The organism is Dyadobacter ginsengisoli DSM 21015, assembly GCF_059568735.1.
Window position 1 is genome coordinate 429588 of record NZ_JCANTY010000003.1, and the last position, 15361, is coordinate 444948.

General features: G+C 49.0%; 13 protein-coding genes. 11 read left to right on the forward strand and 2 right to left on the reverse strand.

Translation table 11 applies throughout. The features are described from left to right. Positions 1-46: 46 nt before the first annotated feature. The 7 genes from BP71_RS12540 (at position 47) to BP71_RS12570 (ending at position 6727) form a co-directional block, all read left to right on the forward strand. Entirely contained in the window at positions 47-856 is an 810-nt protein-coding gene (locus BP71_RS12540) for a DUF6597 domain-containing transcriptional factor (protein WP_496379647.1), read from the forward strand. A gap of 67 nt (positions 857-923) precedes the next feature. Then, positions 924-1310, forward strand: coding sequence for a VOC family protein (locus BP71_RS12545; protein WP_496379649.1), 387 nt, complete (start codon positions 924-926; stop codon positions 1308-1310). Positions 1311-1326: 16 nt separating this feature from the next. Then, positions 1327-1701 carry an avidin-fold protein gene (locus BP71_RS12550; RefSeq protein WP_496379651.1) on the forward strand — a complete coding sequence of 125 codons (375 nt, stop codon included), beginning with the start codon at positions 1327-1329 and terminating at the stop codon, positions 1699-1701. A gap of 24 nt (positions 1702-1725) precedes the next feature. Further along, on the forward strand, positions 1726-2262 hold the full coding sequence (locus tag BP71_RS12555) for a YceI family protein (protein WP_496379653.1): 537 nt from the start codon (positions 1726-1728) through the stop codon (positions 2260-2262). 117 nt (positions 2263-2379) lie between these two features. Beyond that, positions 2380-4647: a TonB-dependent receptor gene (locus BP71_RS12560; RefSeq protein ID WP_496379655.1), complete on the forward strand. Its 2268-nt coding sequence runs from the start codon at positions 2380-2382 to the stop codon at positions 4645-4647. A 35-nt stretch (positions 4648-4682) separates the two neighbouring features. Next, the gene (locus BP71_RS12565; RefSeq protein WP_496379656.1) at positions 4683-6077 is read left to right on the forward strand and encodes an HmuY family protein; all 1395 of its coding nucleotides are present in this window, start codon (positions 4683-4685) and stop codon (positions 6075-6077) included. Positions 6078-6145: 68 nt separating this feature from the next. Then, positions 6146-6727: an HmuY family protein gene (locus tag BP71_RS12570; RefSeq protein WP_496379657.1), complete on the forward strand. Its 582-nt coding sequence runs from the start codon at positions 6146-6148 to the stop codon at positions 6725-6727. Between the two features lie 41 nt (positions 6728-6768). On the opposite strand, the gene BP71_RS12575 is transcribed toward BP71_RS12570, so the two are convergent. Both BP71_RS12575 and BP71_RS12580 read right to left on the reverse strand, forming a co-directional pair. Then, complete coding sequence (locus BP71_RS12575) at positions 6769-7386, reverse strand: YdeI/OmpD-associated family protein (protein ID WP_496379658.1); 618 nt, start codon at positions 7384-7386, stop codon at positions 6769-6771. A 42-nt stretch (positions 7387-7428) separates the two neighbouring features. Continuing rightward, positions 7429-8472 (reverse strand): GNAT family N-acetyltransferase, encoded by a 1044-nt coding sequence (locus tag BP71_RS12580; protein WP_496379659.1) that lies wholly within the window; start codon positions 8470-8472, stop codon positions 7429-7431. Between the two features lie 443 nt (positions 8473-8915). On the opposite strand from BP71_RS12580, the gene BP71_RS12585 reads away from it, so the two are divergent. The 4 genes from BP71_RS12585 (at position 8916) to BP71_RS12600 (ending at position 15356) form a co-directional block, all read left to right on the forward strand. Continuing rightward, the gene (locus BP71_RS12585; RefSeq protein ID WP_496379661.1) at positions 8916-9335 is read left to right on the forward strand and encodes a hypothetical protein; all 420 of its coding nucleotides are present in this window, start codon (positions 8916-8918) and stop codon (positions 9333-9335) included. A 186-nt stretch (positions 9336-9521) separates the two neighbouring features. Further along, positions 9522-10673, forward strand: coding sequence for an efflux RND transporter periplasmic adaptor subunit (locus BP71_RS12590; protein ID WP_496379663.1), 1152 nt, complete (start codon positions 9522-9524; stop codon positions 10671-10673). A 29-nt stretch (positions 10674-10702) separates the two neighbouring features. Continuing rightward, positions 10703-13858 carry an efflux RND transporter permease subunit gene (locus BP71_RS12595; protein ID WP_496379665.1) on the forward strand — a complete coding sequence of 1052 codons (3156 nt, stop codon included), beginning with the start codon at positions 10703-10705 and terminating at the stop codon, positions 13856-13858. Between the two features lie 55 nt (positions 13859-13913). Further along, positions 13914-15356 (forward strand): efflux transporter outer membrane subunit, encoded by a 1443-nt coding sequence (locus BP71_RS12600; protein ID WP_496379667.1) that lies wholly within the window; start codon positions 13914-13916, stop codon positions 15354-15356. The last annotated feature ends 5 nt before the right edge of the window (positions 15357-15361 follow it).

Here is a 15361-nt window from a genome sequence, read left to right on the forward strand (position 1 = left end):
ATCTGTTATTTTACAGAAGCCTTTCTGTGGCACAGCCCAACCAGCCATGAAATATTTCACCATTCCTCCACCCGCAGACCTCGCCAGATTCATACGGTTTTTCTGGGTATTGGAGCATGACGTTGCGGATATCGAACCCTATTTCCACCGGACGATGGCAGATGGTTGTGCCGAACTGGTTTTTCATTACCGGGGCCGATTCGACGAAATCATGGCTGACGACAAGAAGCAGCTCTCCTTCCGGTCAGGAATCCATGGGCAGTCCCAGTCATTCCGGCGATTTATCATCGGTGAAAACTTCGGGATTTTCGGAGTTTACCTTTACCCTTTCGCCATTCCGGCACTGCTCGGAATTCCTGCTTCCGAATTCAGTAACCAAATGCCGGACCTTACCGAATGTCTGGGCAAGACCGGCGCTGAACTGGAAGAAAAAATGATGCTCGCCAAACACCACACCGAACGTGCCGACATTATCGCCACATTTTTACGCGGCTATCTCCTGCGCGCACCCGCATATGAGCCCGCGGTTTTCTCAGTCATTAACGAAATTATCCAAACCAAAGGCTTCGCCAAAGTCCCGGAGCTCGCCGACCGCAGTTTTCTCTCGACCCGGCAGTTTGAAAGGAAGTTCCTGGCCTTCTCCGGTTTCAGTCCCAAGCTATTCAGCAGGATCATTCGTTTTCACGCGGCGCTGAACGAATACGGCAATCGTGAAAAGTCGTTGACTGAAATTGCCTATGAATGCGGTTACTACGACCAGTCACATTTTATCCGCGATTTCAAAGCATTTTCGGGCGCGCATCCCAAGACTTACTTTTCCGGCAACGCGGAAGGGATGGGTTACCGCGATGTATGATGTCGTATTTTTCCAATTTTCAGGTTTCCCGCCATCCTAGTTTTGTCTAAACCAAAAACAAAAACTCATGAGCGCAACAAAAATTCCCCAGGGCCACCAGACCATCATGCCTTACCTGATGCTGGATGGTGCGGCACGGTTCAAAGATTTCACGATCAAGGTTTTCGGCGGGGAAATCTCTTCCACCCATTACCAGGAAGATGCCCCTGAAATGATCAAACATGCAGAAGTATCGATCGGCGGAAGCACCATCATGTTCTGCGACAGTCGCGCCGAATGGCCCGCGCAACCTGCCAATATGTTTGTATATGTGGAAAATGCAGATGACACTTATCAAAAAGCACTCGATGCAGGTGCTGCCAGTGTTATGCCCCCGGCCGATCAGGATTACGGCAGGAGCTGCGGGGTTATCGATCCATGCGGCAATACATGGTGGATAACCTCTGTCTTGTAATTGCAATGCCATCTTTATGGCTATATTTAGGTCTGAAGATGGCATTTTTAGCATGATTAACTACGACAACAAGACTTTTGTCCCTCTGTCCAATTCGGAAAACGGTGAGGTTGACCTCCGGATGCAGTTTGTATACAAACAAACCGGTAACATTGTCACCTCCACCTACTCAGGCGGACGTATCCGCTCGGGACATCTTATCGCATTAGTTGATGAGCACGGAAACCTCGATATGCGCTACCATCAGGTCAACGACAAAGGTGAGATCACCACAGGTATTTGTAAGTCAACACCAGAGCAACTTCCCAATGGAAAAATCCGTATACATGAAAAATGGCAATGGACCTCCGGCGACCGCTCCGAGGGGGAATCGCTGCTCGAAGAACTGTAACAATTCATCCAAACTAGAATATTTATGGCACCCCGGCTTCACCTCGCACTGCTCGCCGTACTAATGATCGTTGTTGGAACCGCCTCGGCGCAAACCAGCAAAATCGTCTCCGGCTCGACCAAATTCAGCGTCAAGTTTATACTCGGCACTTGTAACGGCACATTCGATGCGCCCAGAGGCGAAGCTGTTTTCAACGAAAAAACACCTGAGAATTCGTCGTTCGACGTCAAAATCGCCGCGGCTACCTTCAAAACCAATAACAACAGTCGCGATAAAGATTTGAAAAGCGCGAAATATTTCTGGGTCGAAAAATATCCCGATATACATTTCAAGTCTTCGAAAGTCGAAAAAAAGGATGGGAAATACCAAACCACCGGTACACTCACCATGCGCGACGTGTCCCGTACCGTTACCCTGCCGTTCGAAGCCAAGAAGAACGCGGATGGCACCTACGCCCTCGCCAGCACCTTTGATGTAAACCGCCTGGATTACAAAATCGGCGATAAGGACTGGAAACTCAAGGACATTGTCACGGTTAGCCTGCAAGCTATTATTAAGTAGTCACAGGCTTCCGGTTGCTCTGGGGATCAGGTAAATAAAAAATTATTTTTCAGTAATTGTAATTAGTCTAAATAATATATTCCTTTGTGAATGTAATTAGTCTAAATTAGATATACTGTGAAATATCTTTTTACCCTCGTCTCTATCCTATTGGTTACCAATGAAGTGCTTGCCCAGCAGGAGGGCGGACTTATTGAAGGGAAGGTATTTTCAAAAAACGGCCAGGTAGTAACAGGTGCCAGCATATATCTTAGAAACACTACATTTGGGACACAAACTGACGGCGACGGTCACTTTGAATTAACCGCTCCCGCGGGTACTTATTCGCTCATCGTCAAAACGATCGGTCATAATGACCAAGCATTGGATGTATCCGTTCAGGCAGGTCGGACCGCCAGACTGGGAGAGATCATAGTCGACGAAATCCCCCTGGACCTTGGCGAGGTGGTCATCACAGGCCAGTCCGAACCACAATCGCTGCGAAATTCCGTGTATCAGGTACGTACGATCGATAGCGAGCGCATACGTCTGCGGGGAGCGACCAATCTGCAAACAATCCTCAACACGGAGCTGGGAATACGGTTTTCCAATGACCTTACGCTAGGTACCAGCGATATACAGCTCATGGGGATGTCGGGCCAGGGTGTCAAGATCCTGCTCGATGGCACCCCCATGGTGGATCGGGGCAGCACCCGTGAAAGCCTGGGACAGATCGATATCAATACCATTGAACGCATTGAAATCGTCGAAGGCCCCATGTCGGTCATCTACGGCACCGATGCATTGGCCGGTGTGATTAATATCATTACTAAAAAGGGCCAAAGCGGCACCTCGCTTACGGTCAATGCGAGAGTTCAGGAAGAAACTGCTGGTGACGAATACGATGCATTCACCAAGAAAGGCACGCATAACCAGGGAGTGGGTATCGTTTGGCAGAATGAACATCTGCAGTTTTCGGGAAATGTTACCCGCAACAATTTTGGAGGCTGGCAAGGTGCTTCGACAGGCCGCGCCAAAGCCTGGATGCCCAAAGAACAGATGCTTTACACTGCCGGAATGCGTTTCAGCGGCAAGAAATGGCATATCTGGTACCGCTTCAATGGTACCGACGAGACGATCAAATACCTGGGGGACTATAATCCTTTAAATGAAGCTGTCGACAAAGACTACATCACCAAACGCTGGTTTCATCAGGTACAATCGGAGCTCAAAATCAACGATAAATTAAACCTTACCGCCGTCGGCTCTTACACAGACTATTCCCGCCAGACATTAACCACCAAACTTGATCCTGCCGGTCGCCGGACATTGTCGCTGGAACCCGGCTCCCAGGACAAATCGGTTTTCACGACTGCGTTCTTCCGCGGAACTGCATTTTACAAGGCGACCGACTATCTTTCCATATTGGCCGGAGTTGATTTTTCAAACAACAATGCATCCGGAGCGCGAATTCTTGACACCCCTACTATCAATGAATATGCCTTTTTTCTGGCACCGGAAGTTCGCATCGGCCATTTCCTGAAGCTGACTCCCGGCGTGCGGTTCCTTGGAAATTCTGTCTATGACGCCCCTCCCGTCATTCCTTCACTGAACGGAAAACTGACACTGAGTAAGTCCCTGGATTTCCGGTTCGGCTATGCACGCGGTTTTCGCTCCCCGGCCTTGCGCGAATTGTATTTCGATTTTCATGACGCCTCGCATTCCATTAACGGAAATGTTAACCTCAAAGCCGAATACTCCAACAGCTTCAACTCATTCCTGGTTTGGCAGGCTGTCAGGCGCGAGGGTTTCAGAATCAGCTCCACACTCGGTGGATTTTACAATGTCTTCCACGACATGATCGACCTTGGGATCGATCCGAATGACGCAACACAAACGACCTATCTGAATATCCACCTTAATAAAACCACCGGGATTACACTCGAAAACAAGCTATTCTGGAAAAACCTACAAGCGACCATGGGCGCGACCTATATCGGCAGATACAACAAATTCTCGGCCTCCCCCGAACAATTCGGCTCTTTACCCCAATTTGAATGGTCAGCCGAAATCAATACCAACCTGCTTTATACATTTAAAAAAGCCGGGGCGAGCATTAATCTTTTTTACAAATACTCCGGCAAACGCCCTGTGTACGAAAGCGCGGATCAGATCAATGTCCGCCTCGCCGAAACCGAAGGCTTCCACATGGCCGATCTGACGGCCAGTAAAACACTTGGCAAGCATATCAACCTGCTGGGCGGCATCAAGAACCTTTTCGACGTCACTAACCTGCAAAATACATCCACGGACACCGGCGGAGCACATAGTACCGGTGGCGCGGTACCGATGTCGTTCGAAAGGTCATACTTCGTCGGTCTCAGCTTTCAATTCACAAAAAATTAACAATCCATTACCCTTTCATTAAACTCCAATCAATTATGAAGAAAATAATCCGGTCGCTATTACTTGTTGCTTTCCTGGGAACTTTCAACGCTTGTAGTGACGACGAACCGCCATTGCCGGATAATCTCGCGGCTTTCGAAAGCACTGAAAAAGGTTTTGAGGGTGAAGAAACCGAGATCAAAATCGCGCTTTCGAGAGCCGTTGACACTGCTACGCCCATTTCTGTGTCACTCACGCCGACACAACTTACCTACGACACCGAATTTACCACTACACCGGCGGCCGCAAACAACAGCATTGCATTGTCGGTGCCCGCGGGACAGTCGTCCGTTTCATTTAAGGTAAGCAAGAAAGCAGGAATACTGCTGGACGGCGATGAGAGCATTGCATTCAAAATCGCATCTGTGGGCAATCCTGTATTGACAGGAACTAATTCCGCTTTGAAACTAAGCTTTAAAGCGATCGTTTCCGAAGGTACCGCCATTCAGCTCAATGGAATCGCGGACAAAGAGCCCGGCAGCAGCGCAGCAAATTCGGTGTTCCTCGACCTGAGCAGCAATGTGCAAACGCCCGTCCTCCGCGACAGCTGGGATCTCGGATTTTATAACGGTACCGATTTCCGCGTGACCATCAACGGGCCCAACGGTGCTTCGGCCCTCCCGACGGCAAAAACAGATATCAATGCGATTTCCGACAAGGATTTTGTAGCCGATTCACTGGCAGTTGGCCAGGGTTCCGGAAAACTGGCCCTGGTTGACAATGCCAGCGGAGATCTTACGAAGACCGTCATCCAGGCTGTTTCAGCCACCGATGCCGACAATAAAGTTTACATCCTGAACCGCAAGGGCGGGGCCGGCGCGGTACTACCCGTCGCTGACCTTTACAAAATCCGCGTTCTGCGCAAAGGAACGGGTTATACGCTGCAATATGCCAAAGTGAATGAAACTACTTTCAAAACGCTCGACATTAGCAAAGATGCAACCTACAACTTCGAATTTGTATCGCTTGAAAAAGGGGCTACTGTGGACGCGGAACCAGCCAAAGGCCGCTGGGATCTGAAATGGGGATATAGTATGTATTTCACCAACTTCGGCGCCGGTCTGATCCCTTACGGGTTTTCCGACCTGGTATTTACCAACAACCTTGCAAACGTAGAAGCAGCAGAAGTACTTACTACAACCGCTACTTACGATGCATTTGCAGAAAGCAACCTCAACGGTGTTACATTCAGCAAAGCGGCTGACGCCATCGGTTCTAAATGGCGTGTGACTTCCGGCGGCCCGATCGGCGTGAAAACAGACCGCTTCTATCTCATCAAAGATCCGGCCGGTAATATCTACAAATTACGTTTCCTCAGCTTCCACGCAGACGACAGCGGTGTACGCGGCAAGCCCAAACTGGAATACAAGCTCGTCAAAAAAGGGGCCTGACATTCAAAAATATTCATACGGCCACCTGAATACCTTCCGGCGGCTGTATGAGCTAAACACTCCCGAATATGCTATTGAAATCCATTATCCTTTCTGCCTGTGCCCTGGCAGCGGCACCGGAAATGATCACGACGCAGCACGTCGCAACGCAAGTAATGCATGTCAAGCCGGAAATAAAGGTCATCAAAGACTTGAACGCCAACACCAAATCCTACGTCTATTTCAGTTTAGCCACCGGCAAAGAAGTGCCCGCAGGCGATGCCAAAACGAAGAACTGGGACATTGCATTCAGCAAAACAACAATCGCGACCAACAGCGGCACCAGCGGTCCTGGTGAAGGCGGCGCCCTTGTTTTGGAAAAACCATTTGATCAGGTAACTGAAGCTGCTAAGGATGGCTACAAAACCGACAGCGATGCAGGCTTTGCAATACCGGGCGGCAGCGGTAATTCCTGGTATAAATATGATATGAGCGTCCATGCTATTTTGCCGATCCCCGGAAGGACAATTCTACTAAAGACCGCAGACGGGAAAATAGTCAAGCTTGAAATTATCAGCTATTACAAAGGGGCGCCGGAAGACGTACCGACCGAAGAATCCAGCTACTACACTTTCAGATACGCGGTTGCCGACAACGATGGTCATTTTTAGAAGTTCATGTATTCCGGATACGCACGATCCGGAATACATGTTTAACGAATGTACTTCCAATTCCGGATCTTCCCCTCGGCAAGCCATTCCAGCGAAGTAGCTATCCTTTTCTGCCTCGTAGCCTCCGTCTTCGCGTCCACTACCCATTCGACATACTCTTTTTTCTGGGTATAACTGAAACCAGTAAACGTTTCGAGCGCTTCCGGGTTTTGCGCCAGGGCCTCCAGGAAATACTCCGGCACCACCAGATCCCTGCTTGCCGGAGGTTTAGACTCCTTCGACATTTTCACCCCACTATCTATCAGTTGCATGGCCTGCTGTATAAATCCTTCCAGATGCTCCTTGGCAGGAAGATCCTCCATCCCTCCGATTTTCCCGAGGCTGCCCATTCCCACCCTTTCCCCGTTTGCCGCGAGTAACTTTTGAGGGTCGTTCAGCCGTGATTCGAGCCAGAACCCAAACGAGCAATGCTGCTTGAATGACGCCATGCTGCAGAGAATGCTTCCCTTGTATTCAAAGTGGGGGAAACTCCATTTCATTGTTTCCTTTACATCCGGACAAACCTCGTGTACGACTGAACGCAGGTACTCGAGAATTGGAACCGCGAAATCGGCCGATTGGGCGATGTAGTCATCTATACGGGAATCCGTGTGTTTCATTTTATTTGCTTTCGGGCCCCGGATCGTTACCCCGGATGCCACTCATTGTTTTTCCAATATTCCCTTCATGTTAGTGAGCCCGTCCTGAAAATCCTTCCCGATGGATTCTTCCATGTTCAGAAAGGGGAGCATTAAATTCATCGGGATCGGCATCTTGCCTGTAAAGCCCCATCGCACTTTGGTCGAGGTCGAGTCAACGGCTTCTGTAATCATATATGCATCGCTGGTACTTTCAAACGGTTTCAGAAAACGGAGCTGCGTATCGATCCGCAGACCTTCTTCGATTTTGGTGATTTCCTGTTCCCCCTTGCCTACATCGTCATTCCCATCCCACATCGAAACAAATCCTACCGTGCCATCCGTGCCGGAAAACTCCTTCCTCATGTTGGGATCGCGACGACCCCACACACTCCAGTCATTTTGCTTTTTGAGGGATTTGAGATATTCAAAAACCTCGGCCTTCGGTTTGTTAACCACAATTTCCTTTTCGACAGAATAATCTTTAGGCATCATGAATGCGGCGATCAGCGCTAGCGCAATAAGGCCCAGAATAATGTAGAGCACTTTTTTCATCGAGGGACTGTTTTTGGGTGAATAATTGAATTTATACTTGACTTCATCAAGATCTTCGATGGTTTCGGTATTGACCATTCCGGCTTTTTCCAAAACCCTGACGGAGGCGGTATTCGCTACATTAACATAAGCAATCACATCCCTGGCTCTCAGTACCCGTTTTGCGAAACGGATCAACCCTGTTGCAATTTCGGTAGCTACACCACGCCCCCAGAATTCTTCCATTACCCGGTAACCAATTTCGATGTCCCCTCCGATCTTATCCAGCTTCGCCGCTCCGATCAGCTCCCCGGAAAGCCTGTCTTCTACCAGATACCTACCCAGGTAAGTATCCATCCCATATTCTTCCAGAAAACCCTGCAACATTTTGTCAGACTCGGCCCGCGTAAGCGAGTAGCCAGTCACATACTTCATAACGTTGGAGTTGTTGCTCAGCCTGAAATACTTGTCCCCGTCCGACGCCGTCATCTTGGTAAGGACAAAATGCTCGGTATGAATTACTTTTAGCGCCATTGGTCACCAGTGTTACCGTTTTCTGTGGATTCCCGTTAGCAGGTTGTAATATACATTTTTTATCAAAAAGTCACATCACTCAGCGCCAAGAGGTTTCCAGTAGTCAAGATCATTGTTTAACCGGAAAAACGCAAGCCCGAATACTCCCATTCGATTGAATCAGTTGCCTTACTGTCTGACTAAGCAGGGTCCGGGCAACTGCATTTTCAGGCCGTATGCACTGCAGCTATCCATGTATCTGAACGGCCCTGTTTGGTTTCTTATGCGGCTTTTTTCTCCTGTTAACGATCATTAACAATCACGAAAATTTGCAATCTACATTTGAAACGTTATATTTGAATTATTGCCTGTTTGTATCACAATTCCATCCCCAATAGTTCCAATCATTCTTGAATTCATTATAAAAGTATGAATTTTTCAATGAACTGATCTATATCAGCATCATGACAAAAAGAACTTTTGTATTGTTTTTCTGGATCGCACAATTTGCGGTTTCCTTGCTGTTTTCGCAGCAACGGGCGCTAGCGTGCAAGATTGATATCGGTACCGGCGCGTTTTCTCCATACGCCGTCGAGGAAAAATCAGGCACCGGAGATTTTGTGTTAATCGATGATACGGTCTGTAAAAATGAAACGATCGTAAGAGCCGATGAGTCGGAATGGAAGGAAAGCCTTTCGGACCTTCTGAGCCACCGCCATTCTACGTACCGTTTCCTGACACTGGTTTCCCAGGCAGCCCCTTATTACGAAATTACACGGATTCCCAAAGTGATCAGGGAGTCCATACAACTGCTTACCCCTTGTAAAGGCGGGATTACGCTGCCCGATTATTACAGCTTTCTCCACCGCCTTTGCCCTTTTTGACCTCGCCGCAAGCGTTCTTTAAATCACGTCTTTCGTAGCAGACAAAGTATGTCGTTGTGCCACATCGCGCATATACGACCTCATTTGCCTTTCATGCTATATGTCCTTTGTCTGCCGGCCCTGCCGTGTAGCAACAAGGCTATTCCTATTCCCGTGAACTTGCCAACCAATTTATACAAACGCATCATGAAAAATTTTAAATGGCCATTCCTTGTACTGATCAGCATTTTCACCTACGGCTGCGCTTCAAAAAGTGAAACTGTCTCCAATACAAAGGATAGTATTTTAACCATCCCCGTAACGGAATTAAGGCCTCAGAAAACAGAACTACACCGCGAATACGTAGGCGATATCCACGCCATGCGCAACGTTGAAATATATGCGCGGGTAAAAGGGTACCTGGAAGAAGTATATGTGGATGAGGGCAAAGAGGTTAAGAAAGGCCAGATTTTGTTCCGTATCAATAATGAGGAATACGAGGCACAGCTCGCCAAGGCAAAAGCGACGCTGCAAAGTGCGATTGCCGACGCAAAAGGGGCCGAACTCGAACTCAAAAGGGTAAAATTACTGGTAGAGAAAAATGTAGTTTCAAAAACTGAAATAGAGGTAGCCGAAGCAAAACTCGCTGCTGTCAATGCCAAGATCGAAGAAGCAAAGTCTGAAAAATCGAATGCTGCCATTCAGCTGGCCCACACGGCCATCAAAGCTCCTTTCGATGGGGTAATCGACCGGCTTCCTCATAAAATGGGCAGTTTGATCGACGAAGGTACATTGCTAACCACGCTATCGGATACCAAAATGGTTTATGCCTATTTCAATGTCTCCGAAAACGAGTACCTGGAATATGTAAAAGCAAGAGGCAAAGCGGACACAAAAAACGCCGTTGTCGAACTCGAACTGGCCGACGGCTCATTCTTCAAGCACAAAGGCAACATCGAAACCATGGAAGGGGCATTTGACGAGGGAACGGGCTCCATCGCGTTCCGCGCCCGTTTTTCAAACCCTGAAAAACTGCTCAAACACGGCTCTACCGGCACGATCCGCCTCACCAACACCGTGGACAATGCAATACTCATCCCGCAGAAAGCCGCATTTGAAATTCAGGACAAGAACTTTGTATATGTGCTCGGGAAGGACAACAAGATCAAGACTCGCAGCTTCGTGCCACGGTCACGACTGTCTACTTTTTACGTGGTAAAATCAGGTCTGGAACCAGGAGAAACGATTGTTTACGAAGGGCTTCAATCTTTGCGGGATGGGGTAACCATCAACCCAAAGACGGTCTCCATCGACACAACCGATGTATCTGCCGACAAAATCGAGCTCACCTCGCGGTAGCCGCCCTTCTTTCACCTGAATTGTAGATCATGTTTCAAAAATTCATTGAGCGACCCGTTCTCTCACTGGTTATATCGATATTTATAACCCTCCTTGGGCTGCTGGCAGTAGTTGAATTACCTGTTTCGCAGTTTCCCGATATCGTTCCTCCTTCCGTTGTGGTTACGGCGACCTATACAGGTGCCAATGCCGAGGTTTGCGTGGACGCCGTGGCAGTACCCCTCGAAAAAGCGATTAACGGGGTCCCTGGCATGACTTATATGACCAGCGTCTCCGGTAACGACGGCGTTACCACGATCAGTATTTCCTTCAATGTCGGCGTCGACCCGGACCTGGCTGCGGTAAACGTTCAAAACCGTGTTCAGACCGTCATCGATGAGCTTCCGGAAGAGGTGATCAAAGCTGGTGTAACCACCGAAAAGGAAGTAAACAGTATGCTCATGTACCTGGACATCATGAGCACCGACAGCGCAGCGGGTGAAGATTTCGTTTACAACTTCGCCGATATCAATATTCTCAAAGAGCTGAAAAGGATCGACGGTGTCGGCCGCGCACAGATTATGGGTAGCAAGGACTATTCGATGCGCGTATGGTTGCAACCCGACCGCATGAACAGCTATAATGTTTCCGCAGACGAGGTAATCCAGGCCATCCGCGACCAGAACGTGGTGGCCGCTCCCGGAAAAACTGGTGTGAGCTCGGGCCGTGAAAAGAACGTATTGCAATATGTGTTGAAATACACCGGAAAACTATTCGAGCCCGCGCAATACGAAAATATCGTACTTCGGTCGAATCCCGATGGTTCTGTACTCAAGTTGAAAGATGTTGCCAAAATCGAATTCGGAACATTGGAATACGATATGGCGTCGAAGTCGAACGGGCGCCCTTCTGCTTCCATTATGATCAAGCAACGTCCTGGTTCCAATGCCCAGGAGGTTATTCAGAATATCAAAGAAAAAGTTGCCGAGCTGAAAAAGACCACATTCCCCCCCGGAATGGACTATTTCGTGTCTTATGACGTTTCCCGCTTCCTCGACGCCTCCATTCACGAGGTGATCCGTACGCTGATCGAAGCATTTATACTCGTAATTCTGATCGTGTACCTGTTCTTGCAGGATTTCCGCTCAACACTCATCCCGGCATTGGCCGTGCCTGTAGCGCTTGTAGGAACGTTTGCTTTTATGCAGCTATTCGGGTTTTCCATTAACCTGCTGACACTTTTCGCGTTGGTACTGGCAATTGGAATTGTCGTCGATAATGCCATTGTGGTCGTCGAGGCGGTGCACGCCAAGATGGCCGAAAAGCATCTCGGCGCAAAAGAGGCTACGATCGAATCCATGAAGGAAATGAGCGGCGCCATCATCGCGATCACCCTCGTGATGTCCGCGGTATTCGTTCCGGTTGCATTCATGTCGGGACCCGTTGGAATTTTCTACCGGCAATTCTCCATTACCCTTGCTATTTCGATCGTGATCTCGGGTATCAATGCCCTTACGCTAACACCCGCATTGTGTGCATTAATGCTGAAAAATACCCATGGACAACCGGTTAAGAGCAATCCCCTCACAAGGTTTTTCAATGGATTTAATAAGGGTTATGATGGTGTGCAGAATGGTTATCGAAAGCTTTTGGCGTCCATCGTCAGCCGCAGGATGATCACCATCGGGCTATTGCTGGCATTCTGTATCGGCACTTATGGCATTAACACCATTCTTCCCAGCGGGTTCATCCCTACCGAAGATCAGGGGGTGATCAACGTAAACGTAACAACACCGGTGGCCGCCACCGTGGAAAGAACGGAGGCTGTTTTGGATGAAATTCAGAAGGTGGCCGAAAGTCTCGAACCTGTCGAATCCGTTTCCTCCCTCTCGGGTTACAGCCTGCTCACCGAGTCGGCAGGCTCCTCTTACGGGATGGCTATGATCAACCTGAAACCCTGGGATCAGCGTAAAGCCTCTGTCAAAGACATCATTGCCGAAATGGAAGCCAAAACGAAGCATATTACCGATGCCGAAATCCAGTTTTTTCCGCCTCCTACCGTACCTGGTTTCGGTAATTCCAGCGGTTTCGAACTGCGGGTGCAGGACCGCTCCGGTAATGAGGATTTGCAAAAAACCGCGGAGGTTACCAATAAGTTTGTAAAAGACCTCATGGCCACGCCGGAAATCGCCGCCGCATTCAGCAGCTTCGATGCGAGTTTTCCGCAATACATGATCCATGTGGATTCCGACATCGCCGCCAAGAAAGGGGTTTCCGTCGACATCGCCATGAGCACGCTCCAAACCATGATCGGTAGCTATTATGCCTCCAATTTCATCCGGTTCGGGCAGATGTACAAAGTAATGGTGCAGGCCGATGCCAGTTATCGCAAAAACCCCGAGGACATTCTTAAACTGTATGTCAAAAACAACCGGGGCGAAATGGTTCCGTTTTCAACCTTTATCCGCCTCGAAAGAGTGTATGGACCTGAGTTGCTCACGCGCTATAACATGTATACGTCGGCAATGATTAACGGAGACGCCGCACCGGGTTACAGCAGCGGGGATGCCATCAAGGCCGTGGAGCGGGTGGCAGCCACCAGTCTTCCCAAGGGTTTCACCTACGACTGGTCGGGTATGACGCGTGAAGAGATCCTTTCAGGTAACCAGGCTATTTTCATCTTTGGGATCTGTCTCATTTTTGTGTACCTGCTCCTTGCCGCACAATACGAAAGTTTCCTATTACCCTTACCGGTTATTCTTTCACTGCCAACGGGTGTTTTCGGTGCCTTCCTGGCCCTTAAATTAATGGGCCTCGAAAACAACATTTATGCACAGGTTTCGCTGGTCATGCTGATCGGTCTTTTAGGCAAAAATGCAATTCTGATTGTAGAATATGCAATTATCAGGCAAAAAGAAGGTCGCACCGTGACCGAGGCAGTGCTGGAAGGCGCAACGGAGCGGCTTCGCCCCATCCTGATGACCTCTTTTGCGTTCGTCGCAGGACTTATCCCGCTGGTCATGGCTTCGGGTGCCGGAGCCATTGGCAACAGATCGATCGGAGCCGCTGCCGCCGGAGGTATGCTGATCGGTACCATTTTCGGGGTGATCATCATTCCGGGGCTTTATGTGCTTTTTGCAAGCCTCGCAAAGACAAAAAAGACTCCTCCGCCAATAGTGGCGCAGGAAGAAGCATTACTACACTGATTTCCTTTCAGGCCGCGGCAACTGGTCCGCGGCTCTCATATCAGCATTTACATTAATGAAAAACTATAAAAGGCTTTCACCCTTACTCCTGGCTGCATTGCTCATATCTGTTTCGGGGTGCAAACTGACGCAGCCTGTCGAGCAACATACCCGGATAAATACACCCGAGACATTTGCAGGCAAAGTCGATTCTATGGGGATCGGCGCCATTCAATGGAAGACATTCTTTACAGACCGGCATTTGGTAGCCCTGATCGATACGGCATTGCAAAACAATCTCGACCTGAAAATGGCTGTGCAACGTATCGAAATCGCCCGCGCGGTTATTACAGCCGCTCATGGGGCATTGCTCCCTACGATATCCGGTGATGTCTCCGGTGGTGGCCGGAAATTTGGTGATTATACGATGGACGGCGTCGGCAACTATGATACCAACTTCTCCGGAAACATCGACAACGACCGCCGGCTACCAGCTCCCTTCATGCCCGACTATTTCCTGGGCCTTCGCAGCACCTGGGAAGTAGATATCTGGGGTAAATTAAAGAGTCAGAAAAAGGCCGCATACAATAGATTCCTGGCCAGCGAAAAAGGTCGGCAAGCCATTGTAACAGGTCTCATCGCCGAAATCGCCCGCGACTATTACGAACTGATGGCCCTGGATACGGAACTCGACATTATCAGAAAGAACATCGCATTGCAGGAATCCGCTGTTGAAACGATTAAGATTCAAAAAGAAGCAGGTAGGGCGAATGAACTGGGTGTCCGTCAGCTCACTGCACAACTCCTGAACACCCGGGCCCTGGAATATGAGGTTGCACAAAAGATCATCGAAACCGAAAACAGTGTCAATCTGCTAACCGGGCGTTTTTCGCAAAGGGTGACAAGAGGTACCACCCTTGAACAGACAATGCCCACATCGATCAGTGCCGGAGTTCCTGCCCATATGCTCAGGAGACGTCCGGACATCCAGCAGGCTCAACTGGATCTGCTTGCCAACTATTCGGATCAGCAGGCCGCTCAACTGGCTTTCCTGCCATCTCTGAATATTACGGCATTCCTGGGTTTCAATGCATTTAAAAGTAATCTGTTGTTTTCATCGGGCTCGCTGGCTTATAGCGCATTAGGCGGGCTCACTGCCCCGCTGGTCAATCGTAAAGCATTGAAAGCTAACCAGAAACGGACCGAAGCCGCGAGCCTGGAAGCACTGTATGCTTATAATAAATCAGTATTAAATGGATTCAGGGAAGTAAATACCAGTCTCAAAAAACTGGAAAATACCAAGCAGATCAGTGATTTGAAAAAGCAGGAAGTCGAAGTGCTTCAACAGGCTGTTGCAACGTCCAAAGATCTCTTCCTCACCGGCTATGCCTCGTATCTGGAGGTAATCACCGCACAGAGAAGCGTACTACAGGAGGAACTGAATCTGACCAATGTTCAGAAAGAACAGTTCCTCGCACTTATTGATCTCTATCGTGCGCTGGGGGGTGGTTGGGAGTGACCTGA

Coding starts and splice junctions, on each gene's coding strand:
- BP71_RS12545 (WP_496379649.1), top strand. CDS start 924: ATGAGCGCAACAAAAATTCCCCAGGGCCACCAGACCATCATGCCTTAC.
- BP71_RS12540 (WP_496379647.1), top strand. CDS start 47: ATGAAATATTTCACCATTCCTCCACCCGCAGACCTCGCCAGATTCATA.
- BP71_RS12550 (WP_496379651.1), top strand. CDS start 1,327: ATGGCTATATTTAGGTCTGAAGATGGCATTTTTAGCATGATTAACTAC.
- BP71_RS12565 (WP_496379656.1), top strand. CDS start 4,683: ATGAAGAAAATAATCCGGTCGCTATTACTTGTTGCTTTCCTGGGAACT.
- BP71_RS12555 (WP_496379653.1), top strand. CDS start 1,726: ATGGCACCCCGGCTTCACCTCGCACTGCTCGCCGTACTAATGATCGTT.
- BP71_RS12570 (WP_496379657.1), top strand. CDS start 6,146: ATGCTATTGAAATCCATTATCCTTTCTGCCTGTGCCCTGGCAGCGGCA.
- BP71_RS12595 (WP_496379665.1), top strand. CDS start 10,703: ATGTTTCAAAAATTCATTGAGCGACCCGTTCTCTCACTGGTTATATCG.
- BP71_RS12600 (WP_496379667.1), top strand. CDS start 13,914: ATGAAAAACTATAAAAGGCTTTCACCCTTACTCCTGGCTGCATTGCTC.
- BP71_RS12580 (WP_496379659.1), bottom strand. CDS start 8,472: ATGGCGCTAAAAGTAATTCATACCGAGCATTTTGTCCTTACCAAGATG.
- BP71_RS12585 (WP_496379661.1), top strand. CDS start 8,916: ATGACAAAAAGAACTTTTGTATTGTTTTTCTGGATCGCACAATTTGCG.
- BP71_RS12575 (WP_496379658.1), bottom strand. CDS start 7,386: ATGAAACACACGGATTCCCGTATAGATGACTACATCGCCCAATCGGCC.
- BP71_RS12590 (WP_496379663.1), top strand. CDS start 9,522: ATGAAAAATTTTAAATGGCCATTCCTTGTACTGATCAGCATTTTCACC.